The organism is Staphylococcus sp. IVB6181 (genome assembly GCF_025561445.1).
GTDB classification, from domain to species: domain Bacteria; phylum Bacillota; class Bacilli; order Staphylococcales; family Staphylococcaceae; genus Staphylococcus; species Staphylococcus simulans_B.
This window is the reverse complement of record NZ_CP095096.1, coordinates 1,528,051-1,546,381: the sequence shown is the minus strand read 5'-3', so window position 1 is coordinate 1,546,381 and position 18,331 is coordinate 1,528,051. Positions and strand designations below refer to the sequence as shown.

Annotated in this window: 18 protein-coding genes; 1 reads left to right on the top strand and 17 read right to left on the bottom strand. The window is 37.0% G+C overall.

Annotated features, from left to right (window positions below; all coding sequences use genetic code 11):
- Positions 1-10: 10 nt before the first annotated feature.
- The 15 genes from MUA90_RS07575 to cmk form a co-directional block, all read right to left on the bottom strand.
- Entirely contained in the window at positions 11-625 is a 615-nt protein-coding gene (locus tag MUA90_RS07575; RefSeq protein WP_114603336.1) for a DUF1405 domain-containing protein, read from the bottom strand.
- A gap of 5 nt (positions 626-630) precedes the next feature.
- Entirely contained in the window at positions 631-1,188 is a 558-nt protein-coding gene (locus tag MUA90_RS07570) for a YpiB family protein (protein WP_114603335.1), read from the bottom strand.
- 18 nt (positions 1,189-1,206) lie between these two features.
- Positions 1,207-2,454 carry a tetratricopeptide repeat protein gene (locus tag MUA90_RS07565; RefSeq protein ID WP_114603334.1) on the bottom strand — a complete coding sequence of 416 codons (1,248 nt, stop codon included), beginning with the start codon at positions 2,452-2,454 and terminating at the stop codon, positions 1,207-1,209.
- Between the two features lie 4 nt (positions 2,455-2,458).
- Positions 2,459-3,757, bottom strand: coding sequence for a 3-phosphoshikimate 1-carboxyvinyltransferase (gene aroA, locus MUA90_RS07560; RefSeq protein ID WP_262586082.1), 1,299 nt, complete (start codon positions 3,755-3,757; stop codon positions 2,459-2,461).
- 10 nt (positions 3,758-3,767) lie between these two features.
- Positions 3,768-4,844: a 3-dehydroquinate synthase gene (gene aroB, locus MUA90_RS07555; RefSeq protein WP_262586080.1), complete on the bottom strand. Its 1,077-nt coding sequence runs from the start codon at positions 4,842-4,844 to the stop codon at positions 3,768-3,770.
- 17 nt (positions 4,845-4,861) lie between these two features.
- The gene (gene aroC / locus MUA90_RS07550) at positions 4,862-6,028 is read right to left on the bottom strand and encodes a chorismate synthase (protein ID WP_262586078.1); all 1,167 of its coding nucleotides are present in this window, start codon (positions 6,026-6,028) and stop codon (positions 4,862-4,864) included.
- A gap of 208 nt (positions 6,029-6,236) precedes the next feature.
- Complete coding sequence (gene ndk, locus MUA90_RS07545) at positions 6,237-6,686, bottom strand: nucleoside-diphosphate kinase (RefSeq protein ID WP_105992757.1); 450 nt, start codon at positions 6,684-6,686, stop codon at positions 6,237-6,239.
- A 104-nt stretch (positions 6,687-6,790) separates the two neighbouring features.
- Positions 6,791-7,747, bottom strand: a complete 957-nt coding sequence (locus MUA90_RS07540) for a polyprenyl synthetase family protein (protein ID WP_262586075.1) — start codon at positions 7,745-7,747, stop codon at positions 6,791-6,793.
- A 1-nt stretch (position 7,748) separates the two neighbouring features.
- Positions 7,749-8,474: a demethylmenaquinone methyltransferase gene (locus MUA90_RS07535; RefSeq protein ID WP_114603329.1), complete on the bottom strand. Its 726-nt coding sequence runs from the start codon at positions 8,472-8,474 to the stop codon at positions 7,749-7,751.
- Between the two features lies 1 nt (position 8,475).
- The gene (locus tag MUA90_RS07530; RefSeq protein ID WP_262586074.1) at positions 8,476-9,048 is read right to left on the bottom strand and encodes a heptaprenyl pyrophosphate synthase subunit A; all 573 of its coding nucleotides are present in this window, start codon (positions 9,046-9,048) and stop codon (positions 8,476-8,478) included.
- A 182-nt stretch (positions 9,049-9,230) separates the two neighbouring features.
- Positions 9,231-9,503, bottom strand: coding sequence for an HU family DNA-binding protein (locus tag MUA90_RS07525; protein ID WP_047131051.1), 273 nt, complete (start codon positions 9,501-9,503; stop codon positions 9,231-9,233).
- Positions 9,504-9,672: 169 nt separating this feature from the next.
- Positions 9,673-10,671, bottom strand: a complete 999-nt coding sequence (locus tag MUA90_RS07520; protein ID WP_105992753.1) for an NAD(P)H-dependent glycerol-3-phosphate dehydrogenase — start codon at positions 10,669-10,671, stop codon at positions 9,673-9,675.
- Positions 10,672-10,690: 19 nt separating this feature from the next.
- Positions 10,691-12,001 carry a ribosome biogenesis GTPase Der gene (gene der, locus MUA90_RS07515; protein WP_262586067.1) on the bottom strand — a complete coding sequence of 437 codons (1,311 nt, stop codon included), beginning with the start codon at positions 11,999-12,001 and terminating at the stop codon, positions 10,691-10,693.
- Between the two features lie 148 nt (positions 12,002-12,149).
- Entirely contained in the window at positions 12,150-13,337 is a 1,188-nt protein-coding gene (rpsA, locus tag MUA90_RS07510) for a 30S ribosomal protein S1 (protein ID WP_262586065.1), read from the bottom strand.
- Between the two features lie 305 nt (positions 13,338-13,642).
- On the bottom strand, positions 13,643-14,308 hold the full coding sequence (cmk, locus tag MUA90_RS07505) for a (d)CMP kinase (protein WP_262586064.1): 666 nt from the start codon (positions 14,306-14,308) through the stop codon (positions 13,643-13,645).
- A 78-nt stretch (positions 14,309-14,386) separates the two neighbouring features.
- On the opposite strand from cmk, the gene MUA90_RS07500 reads away from it, so the two are divergent.
- Positions 14,387-15,361, top strand: a complete 975-nt coding sequence (locus MUA90_RS07500; protein WP_262586063.1) for an asparaginase — start codon at positions 14,387-14,389, stop codon at positions 15,359-15,361.
- Positions 15,362-15,439: 78 nt separating this feature from the next.
- Here the strand turns inward: MUA90_RS07500 and ypdA are convergent, their stop codons facing one another.
- The gene (gene ypdA, locus MUA90_RS07495; RefSeq protein WP_262586062.1) at positions 15,440-16,426 is read right to left on the bottom strand and encodes a bacillithiol disulfide reductase YpdA; all 987 of its coding nucleotides are present in this window, start codon (positions 16,424-16,426) and stop codon (positions 15,440-15,442) included.
- A 163-nt stretch (positions 16,427-16,589) separates the two neighbouring features.
- The gene (locus tag MUA90_RS07490) at positions 16,590-18,086 is read right to left on the bottom strand and encodes a LysM peptidoglycan-binding domain-containing protein (protein WP_262586060.1); all 1,497 of its coding nucleotides are present in this window, start codon (positions 18,084-18,086) and stop codon (positions 16,590-16,592) included.
- Between the last annotated feature and the right edge of the window lie 245 nt (positions 18,087-18,331).

The following is an 18,331-nucleotide window of genomic DNA, read 5'->3' as shown; positions in this document are numbered from 1 at the left end:
TAACATTATTTTACTGAGAACGTAAACTTTGGTCAAACAATTTGTGCTGTATTAACGACTTTAAATAAAAGTATAAAATTAAGCTTAATATACTTAACAAGAACGCAATATATGCTACTAGTTCTATGTGCGAAGCAATGAATGGATAGTACGGAAACTGCATAAAGACATAGTCGATCAAGTCATTATGGAAAATCCAAACCATTGAAACGACACCGCCTAGCAAAGTAACTTTAAATCTAGGGTAAAATAACAATGCTTGCAATGCCATAATACCATGAGAAAGCAGCAGCATCATCCCGCTGATTGTGACTTCATTGTATTGATAAAATAATATCAAATTCATAATGACAGCCCAGACTCCGTATTTAATAAGTGTTGTAAAAGCAAGCGCTTCAATGATTGCATTATTTTTATTAAAGAGCATTAACACTAATGCAAAACATAAAAAGAGTGAAGCCGTGGGACTGTCAGGTACAAATATTAAGAATTGCCAAGGTGTCTCACTAAGCTGGCTGCCATACCATATGTATCCGTAAATGGTACCTAAAGCATTACATACCAAAGCTAATAAAAGAAATGGGCGTGAATAAACAGCCCATTTCCACCACTGTAAAAGACTCATCAGATTCATTCCTTCGTTGGAAAATTATAGGACTTTGTTTTAATCGTATTTAATAAGTGAGATAGTCTGTAAAAGTATTCTGAGTCATTGATCTGCAGACTCAAATCAATCGTATTTTGTAAATGATTAATCAACGACAGTTCTGCTTGCGGAGTCATTGTCACTGCATACAAGTCGCTTAAATGCGATGTATAATCTGGTGATGAAAGCAGTTGAGAAAGCAGGACTTCGTCAATTCTGGCATCTCTTTTAGGTAAATGAATCTTAATATCAAAAGATGGCCGTTCATAGGCAATCACATGGAAAATTTCGTTGGTATTATACAAACGTTTGTGGTTTTGCGTAAATTGAATACCGATTTCATCGCTTTCTGTCACTGCGATTTCTAAAGTTGCATGACTAGTGATAGGTGTATCTACAAAATAAATACTTTCAAGGCGCTGAATATCAGACTTGATTAAGTTCAGCACCCAAACACTGATTCTTGATTTAAACGCATAGTTGAATAACAAGTAATCTATTAAATTATTCTTTTTCAGATTCAAACTTTCAAAGTCTATCATGTACTTTTCACCAACGTATTAAAAAGATTGTAAACGTTCAGCTTCTTGTTGCCACTCATCATTATTAGGATCTAATTCCATTAATTTCGGCAGCAATGCTTTAGCTTGTTCGACTTGTCCAGTTTCGATGAGGAAGAAATAATAGTCTCCTAAGAAATCTGGATTATTTTCAAATGTCGGATAAGCTAAGTCGAAGAAATGCTGTGCTTCTTTGTCGCGTTCTTCTTCACCCATGGCATAAGCTAAGTTCCACATAAATCTTGGGTCTAAGTCATCTTCATTTGCATATTTTAATAAACCGATAATAGATTCAGCATCATCTTTTGTACGGTATAAACTGCTGAGTTCAATCAGCGGTTCTTGGTAAGAATTATCAATTTCTAGGGCTTTCAGCATTAATTGAACCCCTTGTTCTTGATCACCTTGATCGATTTCGATTTTACCTGTAGACAGCATCAGTTCTTTGTAGAATTCGTTCAGTCTTAAACCTTCATGCCCTACTTCAATCGCTGATTTATAATCTCTTTGCTGCAAGTAGAGCTGCTGCAAGTAGAAATAGCCTTGAATATAATCCGGATCTTTATCCATCAACACACGCATGATTTTAACAGCTTCTTGAATCAAATCATTTTTTTCATAAGCAAGTGCTTTTTTCATGTAATCTTCTGGTGTCATATCTTGTTCATGGATTTCATCGAACAATTGAATTGCATCATCATAGTTGCCGCTTTGCAATGCACTGTCTGCTAAACGAGCATACAAATTAACACCGTTAACCATGTACTCTCCTGTTTCAAGTACTGTTTCATACTCTGCAGAAGCACGTAAATATTGACCGTCAAAATACATAAGTTCAGCTAATGCGAAGTGCAGCACTGGATCGTTAGGTTCTAATTCGATTGCTTCTTGTACTTTATCGATTGCGACTTCTAGCATATTAATTTGCTGATATAAATCTGCTTCTAACATTAAGCGTTCTGTTGTTAAGTCTGCTTGGTTTAAATGTTCTAAAGCCTCATCTGTTTTATCTTCAGAAATGAGCCCTTCTATAAAGTAAATCAACAGTTCCGGTTCGTTAGGAAATTTATGATACAACGCTCTGAATACTTCTAACCCTTGCGGCGTCAATCCGTAATTATACAGTGTTTCTCCAAGCATGAACAAAGTATCATCGTCAGCAGAGGTAATTGCATTTTCTACCCTGCTGTCTAAGTTATCTATCTTTTGTAGATGAATATCATCAATTAATTTCTGTGTGTCTTCCATAATATTATCCTTTCTGAGCAATTGATTTTAACAATGGCAAGAATTCTGGGAATGATGTATTGACTGCATCGAAGTTATGAATTGAAATCGTGTCATCACTCAACAATGAAGCAATGGCTAAAGTCATACCGATACGATGGTCTGTATAAGAACTGACTTCTGCAGGTCGTTCAAATGTTGACGGATGAATGACAAAACCATCATTTGTCGAATGTACTTCAAAGCCGAGCAAGCCTAATTCATTAGATGTTGTTTCAATACGGTCAGTCTCTTTGTATTTTAACTCTTCTGCATCTCTAATTACGCTAGAACCCTGTGCTTGTGTACACAGCAATGCAATGATAGGTATTTCATCAATCGCACGTGTTACTAACGCATCAGCCATATTTAACGGCTTCAAATCAGGTGTATAGCGTACACGCAGCGATGCAGTCGGTTCAGCACCGTTCTTTTCGTTGAAGATTTCAATATTTGCATCCATTGCTTTCACGACATCTATGATACCAGAACGTGTCTCATTCATACCTACATTATGAATTGTAACATCACTATCAGGTGTTATTAAGGCAGCAACGATAAAGAACGCTGCAGATGAAATATCACCTGGAACTTGGAAATCTGCTGGTTGAATGTCTTGAATTGCATTCGGAACTGTTTCAATGCGCATGCCTTCTGTTTTAATAGGAATATGGTAATGTTCAAACATAGTTTCTGTATGATTGCGTGTCATTCCGATTTCTTCAATTACAGATGGTTCATCAGAGAATAAGCTGGCAAATAAAATCGCACTTTTCACTTGTGCACTAGCAACCGGCATTTTATATTGAATACCTTTAATTTGCCCTTTTTTAATAATTAAAGGTGTGTAATTGCCTTCTACACCGTGTATATCAGCACCCATTTCAGTCAATGGATCAATTACTCGGTTCATAGGACGGTTGCCGATAGAAGCATCGCCTGAAAGTACACTTTCGATGCCTAATCCGGAAAGCAACCCGGCAAGCAGACGTGTTGTAGTACCTGAGTTGCCTGTATAAAGTGCTTGGTGCGGTGTAGTAAAGTTTTGGTAGCCGGGAGATTCTACGATGACTTGATCGTCGCTGATTTCAAATCGAACGCCTAATAAGCGGAAGATGTGAATGGTGCGGAGACAGTCTTCAGCGAGAAGCGGTTTATATATTGTTGATTTGCCTTCTGCTAAAGCACTCAACATGATCGCACGATGAGTCATGGATTTGTCGCCCGGCACTTCGATTTCACCGCGCAAAGGCCCTTGTACATTAATTAATTCGGTTTTACTCATTTATCTTCACTCACTTTATTATGTTTTGTAGTTGTGTAAAGGCTTCAGCAAGCACATCGTTATCAACATGATGTACGACCGGATTGCCGATAGAAGACAATAACACCATTTGAATGCCGTTTTTATCATTCTTTTTATCTTTTAACATTAATTCTAATAAAGGCTCAAAGTCAGCGTTTAGTACGACTTCCAATGGATAATCCAGTTGTTTGAAATAATCTTTAAAGTGTTGGATATCGTAATTTGTATGGAGCAAGAGGTTTGAAATAATGAATTGATATAAAATACCTATCATCACTGCATGACCATGTGCTATTTTCTCATGATACTCAATCGCATGTCCAAACGTATGGCCGAGATTTAAGAATTTGCGTTTGCCTTGTTCATGCTCATCAGCCACAACAATATTTAATTTAGTTTCAATTCCTTTAAGCAAAAAGTCATCTAAGTGATGCAATGCTGCTAAGCTTGATCGGTCAGGAAAATTCAATTCGATATCATTCAGCGCTGCTTGTCCGTTTAATAATGCATGTTTATAAACTTCTGCATAGCCGCTGGTGATTTCGGTATAAGGCAAAGAAGTGAGAAAGTCTAAATCATAGATAACCGCTGAAGGGCGATAAAAAGCCCCTACTAGATTTTTACCTTGCGGTGTATTAATCCCTACTTTGCCTCCTACACTTGAGTCATGCGCTAAAATTGTCGTTGGGACTTGAATAAAATCAACGCCGCGTAATAATGTCGCAGCCACAAACCCTGAAAAGTCTCCTGTTACACCGCCGCCGATTGCGACGATACAAGTGTTGCGCGTAATTCCTTTTTCTAATAACTGTTCTAAAACGCTTTGGTAGACTTCAAAGGATTTAGATTGTTCACTGCCTTCAATACGAATAACATGTGTAATTTGTTCAGGCACAATAGATGAAAGTGCCTGATTTAATTTATTCGGATGCGCGTGTTCTACGTTCTTATCGATAATAAATACAACATCGCGATAATTTGTTAGAAAATGATTTAATTCTGTTAATGCATTGTGTTGGATAATAATCGGATAATTATCCTCTTTATAAGTTGTCATTAGTTGCATACGTATCACCTTAGATTTTAAAATTCAATGTTGCGTTGTCTGCGTTCTGCGACTTGTTCTTTGAGCTGTTCCATATAATTGGATTGGAACTCTTCCAGCAATGCTTTAGTCAATTCAAATGCGACTGCATGTTCACATACAATACTTGCTGCGGGTACTGCACAGCTGTCTGAACGTTCTATTGTTGCTTTGAAAGGTTCTTTCGTCTCAATATCAACTGATGCAAGCGGCTTATATAAAGTAGGAATAGGTTTCATAACGCCATTCACTACAATCGGCATACCATTACTCATACCGCCTTCTAATCCGCCTAAATGATTGGATGAGCGTGTATAGCCGTTCGTTTCATCATAGAGAATAGGATCTTGGATTTGGCTGCCTGGTTTTTCAGCTGCTTTAAACCCTTCACCGAAACTTACGCCTTTGAATGCGTTAATGCCGACTACACCTTGTGCGACTCTGCCATCGAGTTTTCGATCATAATGGACATAACTGCCGACACCTACAGGCATATTATCCACAATTACTTGAACGACACCGCCTAGCGAATCTCCATCCTTTTTAGCTTGATCGATTAAATCTCTGATTGCTTGTGCTTTTTCTTCATTAATAACACGAACGTCATTATTGTCTTCATGTGATTTAATCGTTTCTAAATCGTATGCTTCATCATCTTTGATACCGCCGATTTCAACAACACGGCTGAAGATATCGATATCTAATTGTTTCAGCAAGATTTTGCATAGTGCACCTACAGCAACGCGAGCAGCTGTTTCTCTAGCAGATGAACGTTCTAATACATTTCTTAAATCACGATGATTGTATTTAATTCCGCCTACAAGATCAGCATGTCCGGGACGTGGTTTAGAGATGGTGCGTTTCATCTGTTCTTGTTCTTCTTCAGAAATAGGAGCAACACCCATAATATTTCTCCAGTGTGTAAAATCATCATTTGTTACCACAATCGTAATCGGACTGCCTAATGTATAACCATTTCTTACACCAGAAACAATTTCAACAGCGTCTTTTTCAATTTTCATGCGGCGTCCGCGGCCATATCCGCCTTGACGCTTAAACATTTCAACATTAATGTCTTCAGCTGTAACAGCTAAATTTGCCGGAACACCTTCTACAATAACAGTCAGTTGCGGCCCATGGGATTCTCCAGAGGTTAAAAATCTCATTATGCAATCACTCCATTTCATATTGTTACTCTTAAGTATACCTATTATCATAGCACACGTGAAATAAGGACAGAAACAATTAAAACGTATAATTGTTAAAATTTTCAGAAATTAATGGAACGCAAAAACAAACCAGACTGAAATTGCGCGTTTCAATCTGGCCTGCTTTGGATGAAATGAATTTTTCAAATGTATACTTTATATAAATTTATTCGTATAACCATTCTTCATTGTTGGCTGTATAAACACTTAATTCGTTAGGTTCGAACCATAAGCTGATTTCTCTTTTAGCTGATTCAACTGAATCTGAACCGTGGATAACGTTACGGCCTACAGTTAAACCTAAATCGCCTCTGATTGTACCAGGTGCTGCTTCAGTTGGATTTGTTTTACCAATCATATTTCTTGTAACTTCTACTACATTTTCACCTTCTACTACCATCGCAAAGACAGGTGCTGAAGTGATAAATGATACAAGACCTTCGTAGAATGGTTTACCAGCATGTTCACCATAATGTGTTTCTGCTAATTCTTTGGAAACAGTCATGAATTTACCGCCAACTAGTTTTAATCCTTTTTTCTCTAAACGTGTGATGATTTCACCAACGATATTACGTTGAACACCATCAGGTTTAATCATTAGAAAAGTTCTTTCCATTTCGCAAATCCTCCTGAATTATATGTGTATTTGGTTGAATGTAATTAAATACATTCTAAGTTTAACAGTTTGTTTAAGCGCTTTCAATATTTTGGAATTGTTTTTTATATATTTCTGGATTCCATTCTTTTAATCAACTTTTTAAACCATGTTGTTGCGCCGTTTACTTCAAGTTCATCTAATAAATGAATTGCTTTTTGAAGGTACTGCCTGCTGATTTGTTTCGCAGCATCTATATTAGATGACTGTCTGATATAATCAACGCAGTAAACAAAATCCTCTTTAGGGCTATTTGGGTTAAGTGCGTCAACTTTCGCTTTGAATTCCGGATTTTCTCTCATCTCAAGCAACACCGGCAAAGTAATGTGGCCGTTCATTAAATCACTGCCTACAGGTTTGCCTAATTGCTTTTCAGTACTCGTAAAATCAAGAATATCATCGACAATTTGGAAACTCATCCCAATATAGTGGCCGATGCGCTTAAGTTTATTAGCTGTTTTATGATCAGCATGTGCAGACAAGGCACCTAGCTCTGTTGCGAGTTGGATTAATAAGGCTGTTTTACGATTAATACGTCTTAAATAATTAGTGATGGATTGCTCTGTGTTAAATTGGTCTTGGAATTGGAATAATTCTCCGCGGCATACATCCACAATCGCATGGGATAAAATCATATGTATTCTTTTATCTTCAATCGATGAAATATTATTTAAGGCTAAGGCAAGCAAATAGTTGCCGGTTAAAATTGCAGTATCTTGGTCCCATTTTTTACTGATAGTTAAACGTCCTCTGCGTTTATCGCTTCTATCAATGACATCATCGTGGACTAATGTCGCCATATGAATTAATTCTAAAGAAACAGCAATTTTATAAGTGTCTTCATTCCTAGGAGAAATACCGTATTCACTGCTCAAAATGACAAAAGACGGGCGCACACGCTTGCCGCCTGATAACAATAAATGGTGTGACGCCTCTTCTAATACAGCATTATCACTTTTAATAGTCTGTTTAAGTGCTTTTTCAATTTTTTTGATTTCTTTATTAATGTTCAACTTCTCCACATTAATCACCTTTTGCTGTTTCTTTTTCCTTATACCCTAAGTGCATTGCAGCTACGCCGCCTGTAAAACTTTTCACTTCAATATCTCTGAAGCCTGCTAATTGGAACAATGCTTTTAGTTCATCGCGATCAGGGAAGTTAAAAGCAGATTGCTGCAGCCATTCGTACTCCTCTTTTGATTTAGCGAAAAATTTGCCGAATACAGGCATAACAAATTTAAAGTAAAGCTGGTAGAGTTGTTTAAACACAGGAATAGTCGGTTGGCTCGTTTCAAGACATACCACCATACCGCCTGGTTTAAGTACGCGATTCATTTCTTTCAAAGCAATGACATAATCCGGAATGTTGCGCAATCCGAAACCGATTGTGACATAATCGAATTCATTGTCGTCAAATGGCAATTCCATAGCATCACCTTGAACGAGTTGAATATTCGCCATGTTTTTAGTTTTTTCTTCTCCGACTTTCAGCATGTTTTCACTGAAATCAAGTCCGATAACTTCACCAGTAGGTCCGACAGCTTTACTTAGTGCAATTGTCCAATCTGCCGTACCGCAGCATACGTCTAATGCTTTGCTTCCTGGTTTAACGTTCATAGATTTCATAACACGTTTACGCCATACTTTGTGTTGTTCAAAGCTGATAATATTGTTCAATCTATCATACTTCGTTGAAATGTTTTGAAAGACTTTATGTACTTTTTCTTTATCTGCTTTATTTTTAGCCATATTAATTACCTCTACTTTGCTTTATATTACTATTCAGCGCTTTAAAAACAGCCTCAAGTTCTTTTTCGCTATAATCTTTCAAATAAGCAGGATGATGCTCTGAAGCATATTGAATTAATGATTCAGCGATTCCGCCTAATTCAGCACGTGGATGGAAGTGTTGAATAGTAATCATAGAAAAAATGGTTTCAATATATAATATTGCATCTTCTATTGCATCAACATCGAGTGTTCTATAATGCAATGAAGTTTTATATTCATTTACTTTAATGATTGCGTCGCTCATTGCTTCTAAATATTGTGAATCATTTATAGCAGCCGTTAAAGTATAAAAATGCGCACTGATTAAGTCCCCTATCAAAATCGCATGCTTTGACAGACTGCTTCCTGTAATTGAATCCAGATGATTCATAGATGTATCGATTGCGAGGCATGCTAATTTTGCTTCTGGCAAAATATCTTGATCATCAAGTACATGAGCCAATTGATGGTTATACTGAATTGGTTCATGACTATGTATACCATTAAGTTTGCGATCTATTTGGTTTTTTAATGTACTTAATGTTGAATCCATGTCTGCACCTCACGTTATTAATCAATAATCATCTTAACATTATATATACAAAAATAAAATCACTTTATTTCAACTGCTTGCTAGATTCACCAATTTTATTGATAAAAGCAATTAAAATTATAATTTTACAACATAAAAAGAAAAGCCCTGAAAAAGGGCTTTTCTGTTAAGTATTGAATTCATTATTTAACTGCATCTTTTAAAGCTTTACCAGCTTTGAATGCTGGAACTTTGCTTGCTGGGATGTCGATTTCTTTACCAGTTTGCGGGTTGCGACCTTTACGGGCAGCACGTTCGCGAACTTCAAAGTTACCGAAACCGATCAATTGTACTTTTTCACCTTTAGATAGTGAGTTTTGAATTGATTCGAATACAGCATCAACTGCTAAGCCAGCTTCTTTTTTAGTTAATTCTGCTTGTTCTGCAACAGCGTTAATTAAGTCTGTTTTGTTCATTATGAGTCACCTCCCAAGGGTTTGCTAATGATAACTTAATATCATTATGCTATGACTTTAACACAACGACTCTTACTATCGCAATTATTTATGAGCATAAAACCGCGATTTATAAGGTTTTTTAGCTAATATGGTGTAAATATACTATAATAGTAAATTAATTTAATCTCTATTCAGATTTTTTGTCTCTGTCCATTAATAATTTAAGGCTTTTTTCTAATGGAACATTTTCGAATAATACACCGTACAACGCTGATGTGATAGGCATATCAATGTTTTTCTTCTTAGCTAAATGGTAAACAGATTCAGTTGTATAGAAACCTTCTGCAACCATATTCATTTCTGAAAGAGCTTCATCAACTGTTTTGCCTTTGCCGATTTTATAACCGAGTGTATAGTTTCTTGAATGTGTTGACGTACACGTAACAATTAAATCACCGATTCCGCCTAGGCCTAAGAAAGTCATAGGGTCAGCCCCTAGCGCTTCGCCTAAACGGCTGATCTCAGCGAGTCCGCGAGTCATCAATGCAGCTTTCGCGTTGTCTCCAAAGCCCATACCGGCAACAATACCGCTTGCTACTGCGATAATATTCTTCAATGCACCGCCAAGTTCAACGCCCACTAAATCATCATTCGTATAGACACGTAAATATTCATTCATAAATAAATCTTGAATGCGTTTGCTGACATTCGGGTCTTTTGACGATGCAGCAACTGTTGTAGGCTGTTGAATTACGACTTCCTCAGCATGGCTTGGGCCTGATAATACACCGATTCCGCCATTATGCTCAGGTGATAATGAATCTTCTATCAATTCTGATACACGTTCGAATGTTGAATTTTCAATACCTTTCGCAACATGTATAAATGTTTTCTTGCCTGTTAATTTCTCATCGATTTGCTTAACCACTTCTCTGACTGCTTTTGTAGGCAACGCAATCAGATACGTATCTGAAAACTGAACGGCTTCGTCCATGTCTGATGTTGCTTTAATTGCAGCGTTCAATTTTGCTTCGTTCAAATAGCGTGAATTTGTGTGATAAGTATTGATTTCTTCAATGCTTTGTTTATTTTTTCCCCACATTAAGACATCATGACCGTTTTGCGCGAGAACATTCGCTAATGCTGTACCAAAACTGCCCATACCAAAAACGGCAACCTTACTCATTTCATTCATCCTTTCAATTCTAATTTCTCTTTCTTGGAATTATTTTAATCGGAGTACCTTCGAATCCGAATGCATCTCTGATTTGGTTTTCTAAATAACGTTTATAAGAGAAGTGCATCAACTCTTCATCATTAACAAATACAACAAATGTCGGCGGCTCGATCGCAACTTGTGTTGCATAGAAGACTTTTAATCTGCGGCCTTTGTCTGTAGGTGTCGGGTTCATCGAAATTGCGTCTGTAATGACTTCGTTCAATGTTGAACTTTGTACACGTTTCTTATGGTTTTGGCTGGCTTCATTGATTAATGGGAACAATGTGCGCAAGCGTTGTTTCTCTTTTGCTGAAACAAATGCAATCGGCGCATAATCTAAGAATTGGAAGTTTTTGCGAACTTCGTCTTGGAATTTTTTCATAGTTTTGCTGTCTTTTTCTAATGTATCCCATTTGTTGACTACAATAACGATGGCTTTACCTTCTTCGTGCGCATAGCCTGCCACACGCTTATCTTGCTCGATGATGCCTTCTTCAGCATCTAATACTACAAGTACTACATTTGAGCGTTCAATCGCCTTTAAAGCACGTAAAACAGAGTATTTCTCTGTTGATTCATACACTTTCCCTTTTTTACGCATACCAGCTGTATCAATCAATACATAATCTTGATCTTCATATGAATATTCAGTGTCAATCGCATCACGTGTCGTGCCTGCAATATTAGAAACAATGACACGGTCTTCTCCTAATATGGCATTAACGAGACTGGATTTTCCGACATTAGGACGTCCGATTAAAGATAAACGGATTGTATCTTCGTCGTATGGGTCTTCCCCTTCTTCTTTAAAGTGTTTTGCGACTTCGTCTAATAAATCCCCTAAACCAAGTCCGTGAGAACCAGAAATCGGGAAAGGTTCCCCAAATCCTAGTGCATAAAAGTCGTAGATATCTGCTCTCATTTCAGGATTATCTACTTTGTTGACTGCTAATACTACTGGTTTATTTGTTTTATACAGCATTTGTGCTATCATTTCATCCGTTTGCGTTAAACCTTCCCTTTGGTTCACCATGAAAATGATAACGTCAGCTTCATCAATTGCGACTTCAGCTTGTACTCTGATTTGTGTTTGGAATGGTGCGTCAGATAATTCAATACCACCAGTATCGATGATGTTGAAGTCATGCGTTAACCATTCGCCGCTTGAATAAATGCGGTCTCTTGTTACGCCGGGTGTATCTTCTACGATTGATACACGTTCGCCGACGATTCTATTGAATATTGTAGATTTACCGACGTTCGGTCGACCTACAATCGCAATAACAGGTTTAGTCATAAGCTAACTTCCTCTCTTTAATATATCTAATTAATTTTATCACATGGCCGATTTAAAGCAAAAGATATTTAGAAATAAAAAAGCCAAGGCAGCAATACGTGAGCATATTGTCACCTACTGCAGCCTTGGCTGGCTTAAACATTACTTATTAAAATTTAAGATTTTTTAATTTGTCGCCGAACATTTCACCTAATGTTGGGTTATCGTTGTCTTCATCATCATTATGATTTGAAGTCGTATTTTCAACATTTTCTTCTGTTTCGTTATCGTCGATTTGCAGTACTTCCTCTTCTGGAACAGCTGCTTTGATTGAAAGTGAGATTCTTTCGTTTTCTTCATCGACGCTCAATACTTTAACTGTAACCGTTTGGTTAGGTTCAAGTACTTCGCTAGGTGTTGCAATGTGTTTGCGACTGATTTCTGAAATGTGAACAAGTCCTTGTACGCCAGCAGCGATTTCAACGAATGCACCAAAGTCAGTTAATCTTACTACAAGGCCTTCAATTACTGAATCCGCATGGATTTCGCCTTTAATGCTTTCGAATGGACTTGGTAACGTATCTTTAATAGAAAGTGAGATTCTTTCTGAATCTTGTTCTACAGATTTAACTTTAACGTTAACTTTTTGTCCAACAGATACTACGTCTTCAGGTTTATCAACGTGTTCGTGTGAAAGTTCAGAAACGTGAACTAATCCATCAACACCGCCGATATCTACGAAAGCACCGAAGTTAGTTAAACGTGCAATTGTACCTTCAATTACATCGCCTTCATTAAGTGAAGCAAGCAATTCTGCTTTTTTAGCTTCATTACGTTCTTGTTCTACTGCTTTTCGGCTAAGGATGACGCGGTTATTTTCAGGATCAAGTTCTTCAACACGCAGTTCAAGTACTTGTCCATCAAAACTTGAAAAGTCTTCAATGAAATCAGTAGAAATTAACGAAGCTGGAACAAACCCTCTTTGTCCTACATCTACAACTAAGCCGCCTTTAACGACTTCAGTTACTTTAGCTTCAATAATTTCATTATTTTCTTGTTTCTCTCTTAAATATTCATAAGACTTCTCTTGCTCTAATTGACGAATTGAAAGGATATAAGCACCTGTTTCATTTTCTACCTTAGTCACATAAGCTTCTACAGCATCTCCCTCTTTAACAACCTCGCTTGGGCTGTCAATATGATGCGTAGATAATTGACTAATCGGTACAATACCGCTAAATTTGCCACCGTCGACATCAACAATCACTTGTTTATCTTCGACTTTTTGGACTTGTCCAGAGATTTTATCTCCTTCTTTAATTTCATTAATCATTGATTCATTGAATTCTTCAGTCATCTTGTATGCCTCCTTGTACACTACATAATTATAACATCTTACAAACTGACAGAATTGTCAAGAAATTCACCTCTATTAACTAAATGGGTAATTTCTCATTCCCCTGCAGTTAATGAAACATTATCGCTTATGTACAAATGTACATATTTATTCTCATTATGATATATACCACAAAAATTCATTTATTATTCACAGCATGACACAATATTTTTATTCTGTTTCAACTGTCATTGTTTAATAATGAATTCTTATAATTGAGTAAATATAATTTACAAACGAATAACAAAGCACTTAGATCGAGATGATTATTTATTTTTGACATCTTCAATCAATTGATTGATTACATCAGCAACTTCTTCGATAGATTTTCCGGTTGTGTTTACAGTAATAGCATCTTCTGCTTTGCGCAATGGAGAGATTTCACGTGCCATATCGTAATCGTCGCGTGCTTTTATTTCTTTTTTAAGTTGATCTAATGAGGAAGGAATTCCGCTTTCTTCATTTTCTTTTTGTCTGCGTTCAGCACGCTCATCTACAGAAGCAATCATATAGACTTTTAAATCAGCGTCCGGCAAGACAACTGTACCAATATCGCGTCCATCCATAACAATGCCTTTTTTCGCAGCTAATTGTTGTTGGACTTCTACAGCAAATGTTCTTACAGGTTCTTTAGATGCCACATAAGATACATTTTGTGTAACATCATTTGAACGTAAATAGTCTGTGATATCATTATCATTTAATAATACACGTTGACCTTTGTCATCGTCATAAACCAATTTTAAAGTTATATCTTCAATAAGAGATTGAAAGTCCTCTGGTTTACCCTCTTGTAAATATTTATAGGTAATTGCACGATACATAGCACCTGTATCTACATAAATCATAGAATGGCTTTCAGCTACCTTTCGTGCAATCGTACTCTTGCCAGCAGCTGCTGGACCATCAATAGCTATATTTATTAAAATCATATTTAGAAAACCTTCCCTTGTCGTTTTTTCACTTTTATTTTATCATAAAAACGTATTATAGAGATAGGAGCGATGACATTGAAAAAGATTCTGGTTATGCATACCGGTGGTACCATCAGTATGTCTGAAGACGAAAGCAACAAAGTAGTAACAAATGAACAAAATCCGATTTCCAAACATCATGACGTAATTTCACGTTATGCCGATGTAACGGAAATTAATCCGATTAACTTGCCTTCACCGCATGTAACAATAGCAGATGTGGTGAAATTAAGAGATATTATCGAAGAAGCAAGCCGCAACAATGAGTATGATGGTTTTGTTATTACGCATGGTACAGATACGTTAGAAGAAACTGCGTATTTATTAGATCTCGTTACACAAACAAATAAACCTATCGCAATTACAGGTGCGATGCGCTCCTCTAATGAAATTGGATCGGATGGTTTATATAATTTTATTTCTGCACTGCGTACAGCAGCTTCAGATGATTCAGCGGACAAAGGTGTCATGGTTGTATTTAATGATGAAATCCATACAGCGCGCAACGTGACTAAGACACACACATCCAATACCAATACGTTCCAAAGTCCGAACCATGGTCCATTAGGTGTCTTAACGAAAACAAGTGTTCAATTCCACCATAAACCGTACCATCATCAAATCTTGGAAAAAGTTGATCCGAAATTGAATGTTCCTATCATTAAGGCATATATGGATATGCCAAGCGACATTTTCTATTTTTACAGCGAAAAAAATGTTGATGGTATTGTCGTAGAAGCTTTAGGCCAAGGCAACTTGCCGCCTACTACATTAGATGGTTTAATGGCTTGCTTAGATAAAGGTATACCAGTGATTTTAGTATCAAGATCTTTCAATGGTATCGTAGGTCCTATTTATGCATATGATGGCGGAGGTTATGATTTAGCACAACGCGGCGTCATTTTCTCTAACGGCTTGAATGGACAAAAAGCACGTTTGAAATTGTTAGTTGCGATGAGTAATAACTTTGATAAAGAAACATTGAAAACTTATTTTGATGCACAAGTTTAAAAAAATAAAAACAATTATAATGAAACCGAGATGCGTAAAATCGCATCTCGGTTTTTATAGTTGAATGATAATTATATTTTAAGATTCTAAAGGTGTTTGTTTTTTAGCAATGATGTTTTGTGCAATAATACCGCCGTGGAACTTGCCGTTTTCAATGAAAATTGTATTAGCATCGTTACCCGCCGCAATTACACCTGCGATATAACAATTTTCGACATTTGTTTCGTATGTTTCTTTATCATAAACAGGTGCTGTACCAAATTCATTAGTGTTAATATCAATGCCGATCGTTTGCAAGAAATCATAGTCCGGATGATAACCAATCATCGCAAAGACGTAATCATTAGGAAGTGTATATGTTTCGCCTTCTTTTTCGAACGTTACGCTATCTTCATCGATTTTAGTGACATTCGCATTGAAGTGCATATCGATTTTTTCATGACGTACTAATGATTCAAAGTTCGGCAAAATCCAAGGTTTGATTGCGCCTGAATAATCTGCACCGCGATAAAGCACTGTTACATGAGCGCCAGCTTTTTCTAATTCAAGTGCAGCGTCCACAGCTGAGTTTTTACCTCCGATAATTACTACATTTTGATCGAAATATGGATGTGCTTCTTTAAAGTAATGGAATACTTTAGGTAATTTCGCACCTTCAACTTCCAATTCGTTATGTTGGCCGTAATAGCCTGTTGCTACTGTTAAGAAACGGCATTGATACGTATCTTTAGTTGTAGTAATTAAAAAGCGTTTACCCATTTTTTTAACCGTGAGGACCTCTTCAAATGCGTGCACATCAAGCTGATGGTATTTCACAACTTCTCTGTAATAAACCAATGCTTGATTTCTTCTTGGTTTGTACTCTTCTACAATAAAAGGTACATCTCCGATACTTAATTTATCACTAGAAGAGAAAAAGGTTTGATGCGTAGGATAATTGTAAATCGATTCAACTACGTTGCCTTTTTCAATAACCAATGTTTCAATCCCTTTTTTCTTTTGTTCAATTGCTGCACTTAAACCGCACGGCCCGCCGCCAATGATTATACTTTCTACAGTTTGCATAGTTTTGTCCTCCTTTTTCACACCTCTAATATTATATCAGTCATACAGAATATTAAAAGGAATTAAGCTGTTTTCTTTATATTCAATGAAATGAAAAATGCTTTATAAAGCGACATAGAAAAACCTCACCGCAAATAAAAATTTTGCAGTGAGGTCATATTTGTTATTGAGGAATCACAAGTTGTTGTCCATTAGAGATATTATTGCTGTTTAAGCCATTAGCACGTTTGATTTTTTCAACATTTTCTGGTGTACCTTCACCGTAATAGCGAATTGCAATTCGGTATAAGTTTTCTTTACCATATACGGTATGTGTTTGACCGCCTTGGTTTTGTTGCTGTTGTTGTGCTTGTTGATTTTGTGCTTGGCCGTTTTGGTTATATTGATTGTTTTGATCATATTGACCTTGTCCAGCATTTTGTTGGTTTTGTGCATCATAGGCACTTTGGTCTTGTGCATCAGAACCATCTGAATCTGATGATGCACTATCACCTGAACTATTTGCTTTGTCTTCCTCTTTTTTGTTTTTATCTTTGTCTGCTGCTGCTTTATCTTTATCGCTGTCTTTTGCTTTGTCTTTATCTTTGTTTGATTGTTGTGCTACTTTTTGATCATCTTGAGCTTTGTCGCTGCCTTGATTAGTCAGTGCCATACCGCCGAAGATAGCAATTGCGGCTAATAGCAAGAGACCTAACAGCAATGGAAGTAATTTCTTCATGCCGCCGCCCTTTTTCTTAGGCTGTTCATTGTGACCGTTATTTGCGCCGTTGCCAGTACCGCCGCCATTGCCTGAACCGGCATGCGCTGATTTGCTTGCTGCGGCACCTCCGACTGCACCTGCAGCCCCAGCAGCCGCTGCTTTCTTGCCAGTATTGCCTTTATTATCTTTTTGATCTTTGTGCTTTTCAGATTCTTTTTTATCAGAGTGTTTTTGAGCAGCTTTACCTGCTGCAGCACCGCCAACAACACCAGCAGCCCCGGCAGTTGCCGCTTTTTTACCAGAATTATCTTTTTTATCATGGTCTTTAGCATCAGAGCGTTCAGCATCTTGGTGTTCTTTTCTGTCGTTTTCTTTTTTGTCAGAGTGGCTTTGAGCAGCTTTACCAGCAGCTGCACCGCCTGCAACACCTGCAGCCCCAGCAGCTGCCGCTTTTTTACCGGAATTGTCATGAGATGGTTTATCTTTTTGAGGTTCTTGGTGTCGATGTTCCTCATTTTTTACCGGTTCGTCAGCTTTTGTTTCTTTCTTATCGTGGTTTTGCTGTAATTTCTTACCGATAATACCGCCGCCGACACTGCCAGCCGCCGCACCGCCTGCTTTTTTCTTATTGTTTTTATTAGTTTTTACTGTTTCAGACACATGACCTTGCCCATTTTGTTTAGAATCAGCTTGTGCTTTTTCCTCTTCTTTATGTAGGTCTTCGTTTGTATCTTGACGTTCTTCACGTTGATGCGTTGCTGTTGAACGACGTCTTTGACGTCTTCTGTGTGCATTTCTTGGCGGGAAATGTTGTTCCTGCTTTTCTTTTAAGTTTTCTTCTTGATGATTTGCTTCTTCGTCAATTGACTTGTCTAAATGACCAGAGTTTTTATGTGATGGTTTAGGATCAATTGATTGACGGTTGCGCTCAAAATCATCTTTAAAATTGTTATTTGACAACGCCATCATCCTTTCTTTATTAAAAAAATATTAATTTTACATATGTAGTATTCATACCCCAAATAAGAAGGGCAAAAACACACCTTACAACCTAATTATAACTTGCAATACATACTTAGCAAAGCAATTTATACTTGTATGAGACACTGATATACATAAGAAAATATAAATATAATGCTTAGAATGTAGGTTTGCGAGATAATTGTCAAACAATACCCTAAATCAAGGTAGAACCTACTATTTCT

What these genes read in the sequence shown, in the direction of transcription:
- MUA90_RS07575 (WP_114603336.1), bottom strand. Translation starts at nt 625, where the DNA reads ATGAGTCTTTTACAGTGGTGGAAATGGGCTGTTTATTCACGCCCATTT.
- MUA90_RS07570 (WP_114603335.1), bottom strand. Translation starts at nt 1,188, where the DNA reads ATGATAGACTTTGAAAGTTTGAATCTGAAAAAGAATAATTTAATAGAT.
- MUA90_RS07565 (WP_114603334.1), bottom strand. Translation starts at nt 2,454, where the DNA reads ATGGAAGACACACAGAAATTAATTGATGATATTCATCTACAAAAGATA.
- aroA (WP_262586082.1), bottom strand. Translation starts at nt 3,757, where the DNA reads ATGAGTAAAACCGAATTAATTAATGTACAAGGGCCTTTGCGCGGTGAA.
- aroB (WP_262586080.1), bottom strand. Translation starts at nt 4,844, where the DNA reads ATGCAACTAATGACAACTTATAAAGAGGATAATTATCCGATTATTATC.
- aroC (WP_262586078.1), bottom strand. Translation starts at nt 6,028, where the DNA reads ATGAGATTTTTAACCTCTGGAGAATCCCATGGGCCGCAACTGACTGTT.
- ndk (WP_105992757.1), bottom strand. Translation starts at nt 6,686, where the DNA reads ATGGAAAGAACTTTTCTAATGATTAAACCTGATGGTGTTCAACGTAAT.
- MUA90_RS07535 (WP_114603329.1), bottom strand. Translation starts at nt 8,474, where the DNA reads ATGGCTAAAAATAAAGCAGATAAAGAAAAAGTACATAAAGTCTTTCAA.
- MUA90_RS07530 (WP_262586074.1), bottom strand. Translation starts at nt 9,048, where the DNA reads ATGGATTCAACATTAAGTACATTAAAAAACCAAATAGATCGCAAACTT.
- MUA90_RS07525 (WP_047131051.1), bottom strand. Translation starts at nt 9,503, where the DNA reads ATGAACAAAACAGACTTAATTAACGCTGTTGCAGAACAAGCAGAATTA.
- MUA90_RS07520 (WP_105992753.1), bottom strand. Translation starts at nt 10,671, where the DNA reads ATGAGTAAGGTTGCCGTTTTTGGTATGGGCAGTTTTGGTACAGCATTA.
- der (WP_262586067.1), bottom strand. Translation starts at nt 12,001, where the DNA reads ATGACTAAACCTGTTATTGCGATTGTAGGTCGACCGAACGTCGGTAAA.
- rpsA (WP_262586065.1), bottom strand. Translation starts at nt 13,337, where the DNA reads ATGACTGAAGAATTCAATGAATCAATGATTAATGAAATTAAAGAAGGA.
- cmk (WP_262586064.1), bottom strand. Translation starts at nt 14,308, where the DNA reads ATGATTTTAATAAATATAGCTATTGATGGTCCAGCAGCTGCTGGCAAG.
- ypdA (WP_262586062.1), bottom strand. Translation starts at nt 16,426, where the DNA reads ATGCAAACTGTAGAAAGTATAATCATTGGCGGCGGGCCGTGCGGTTTA.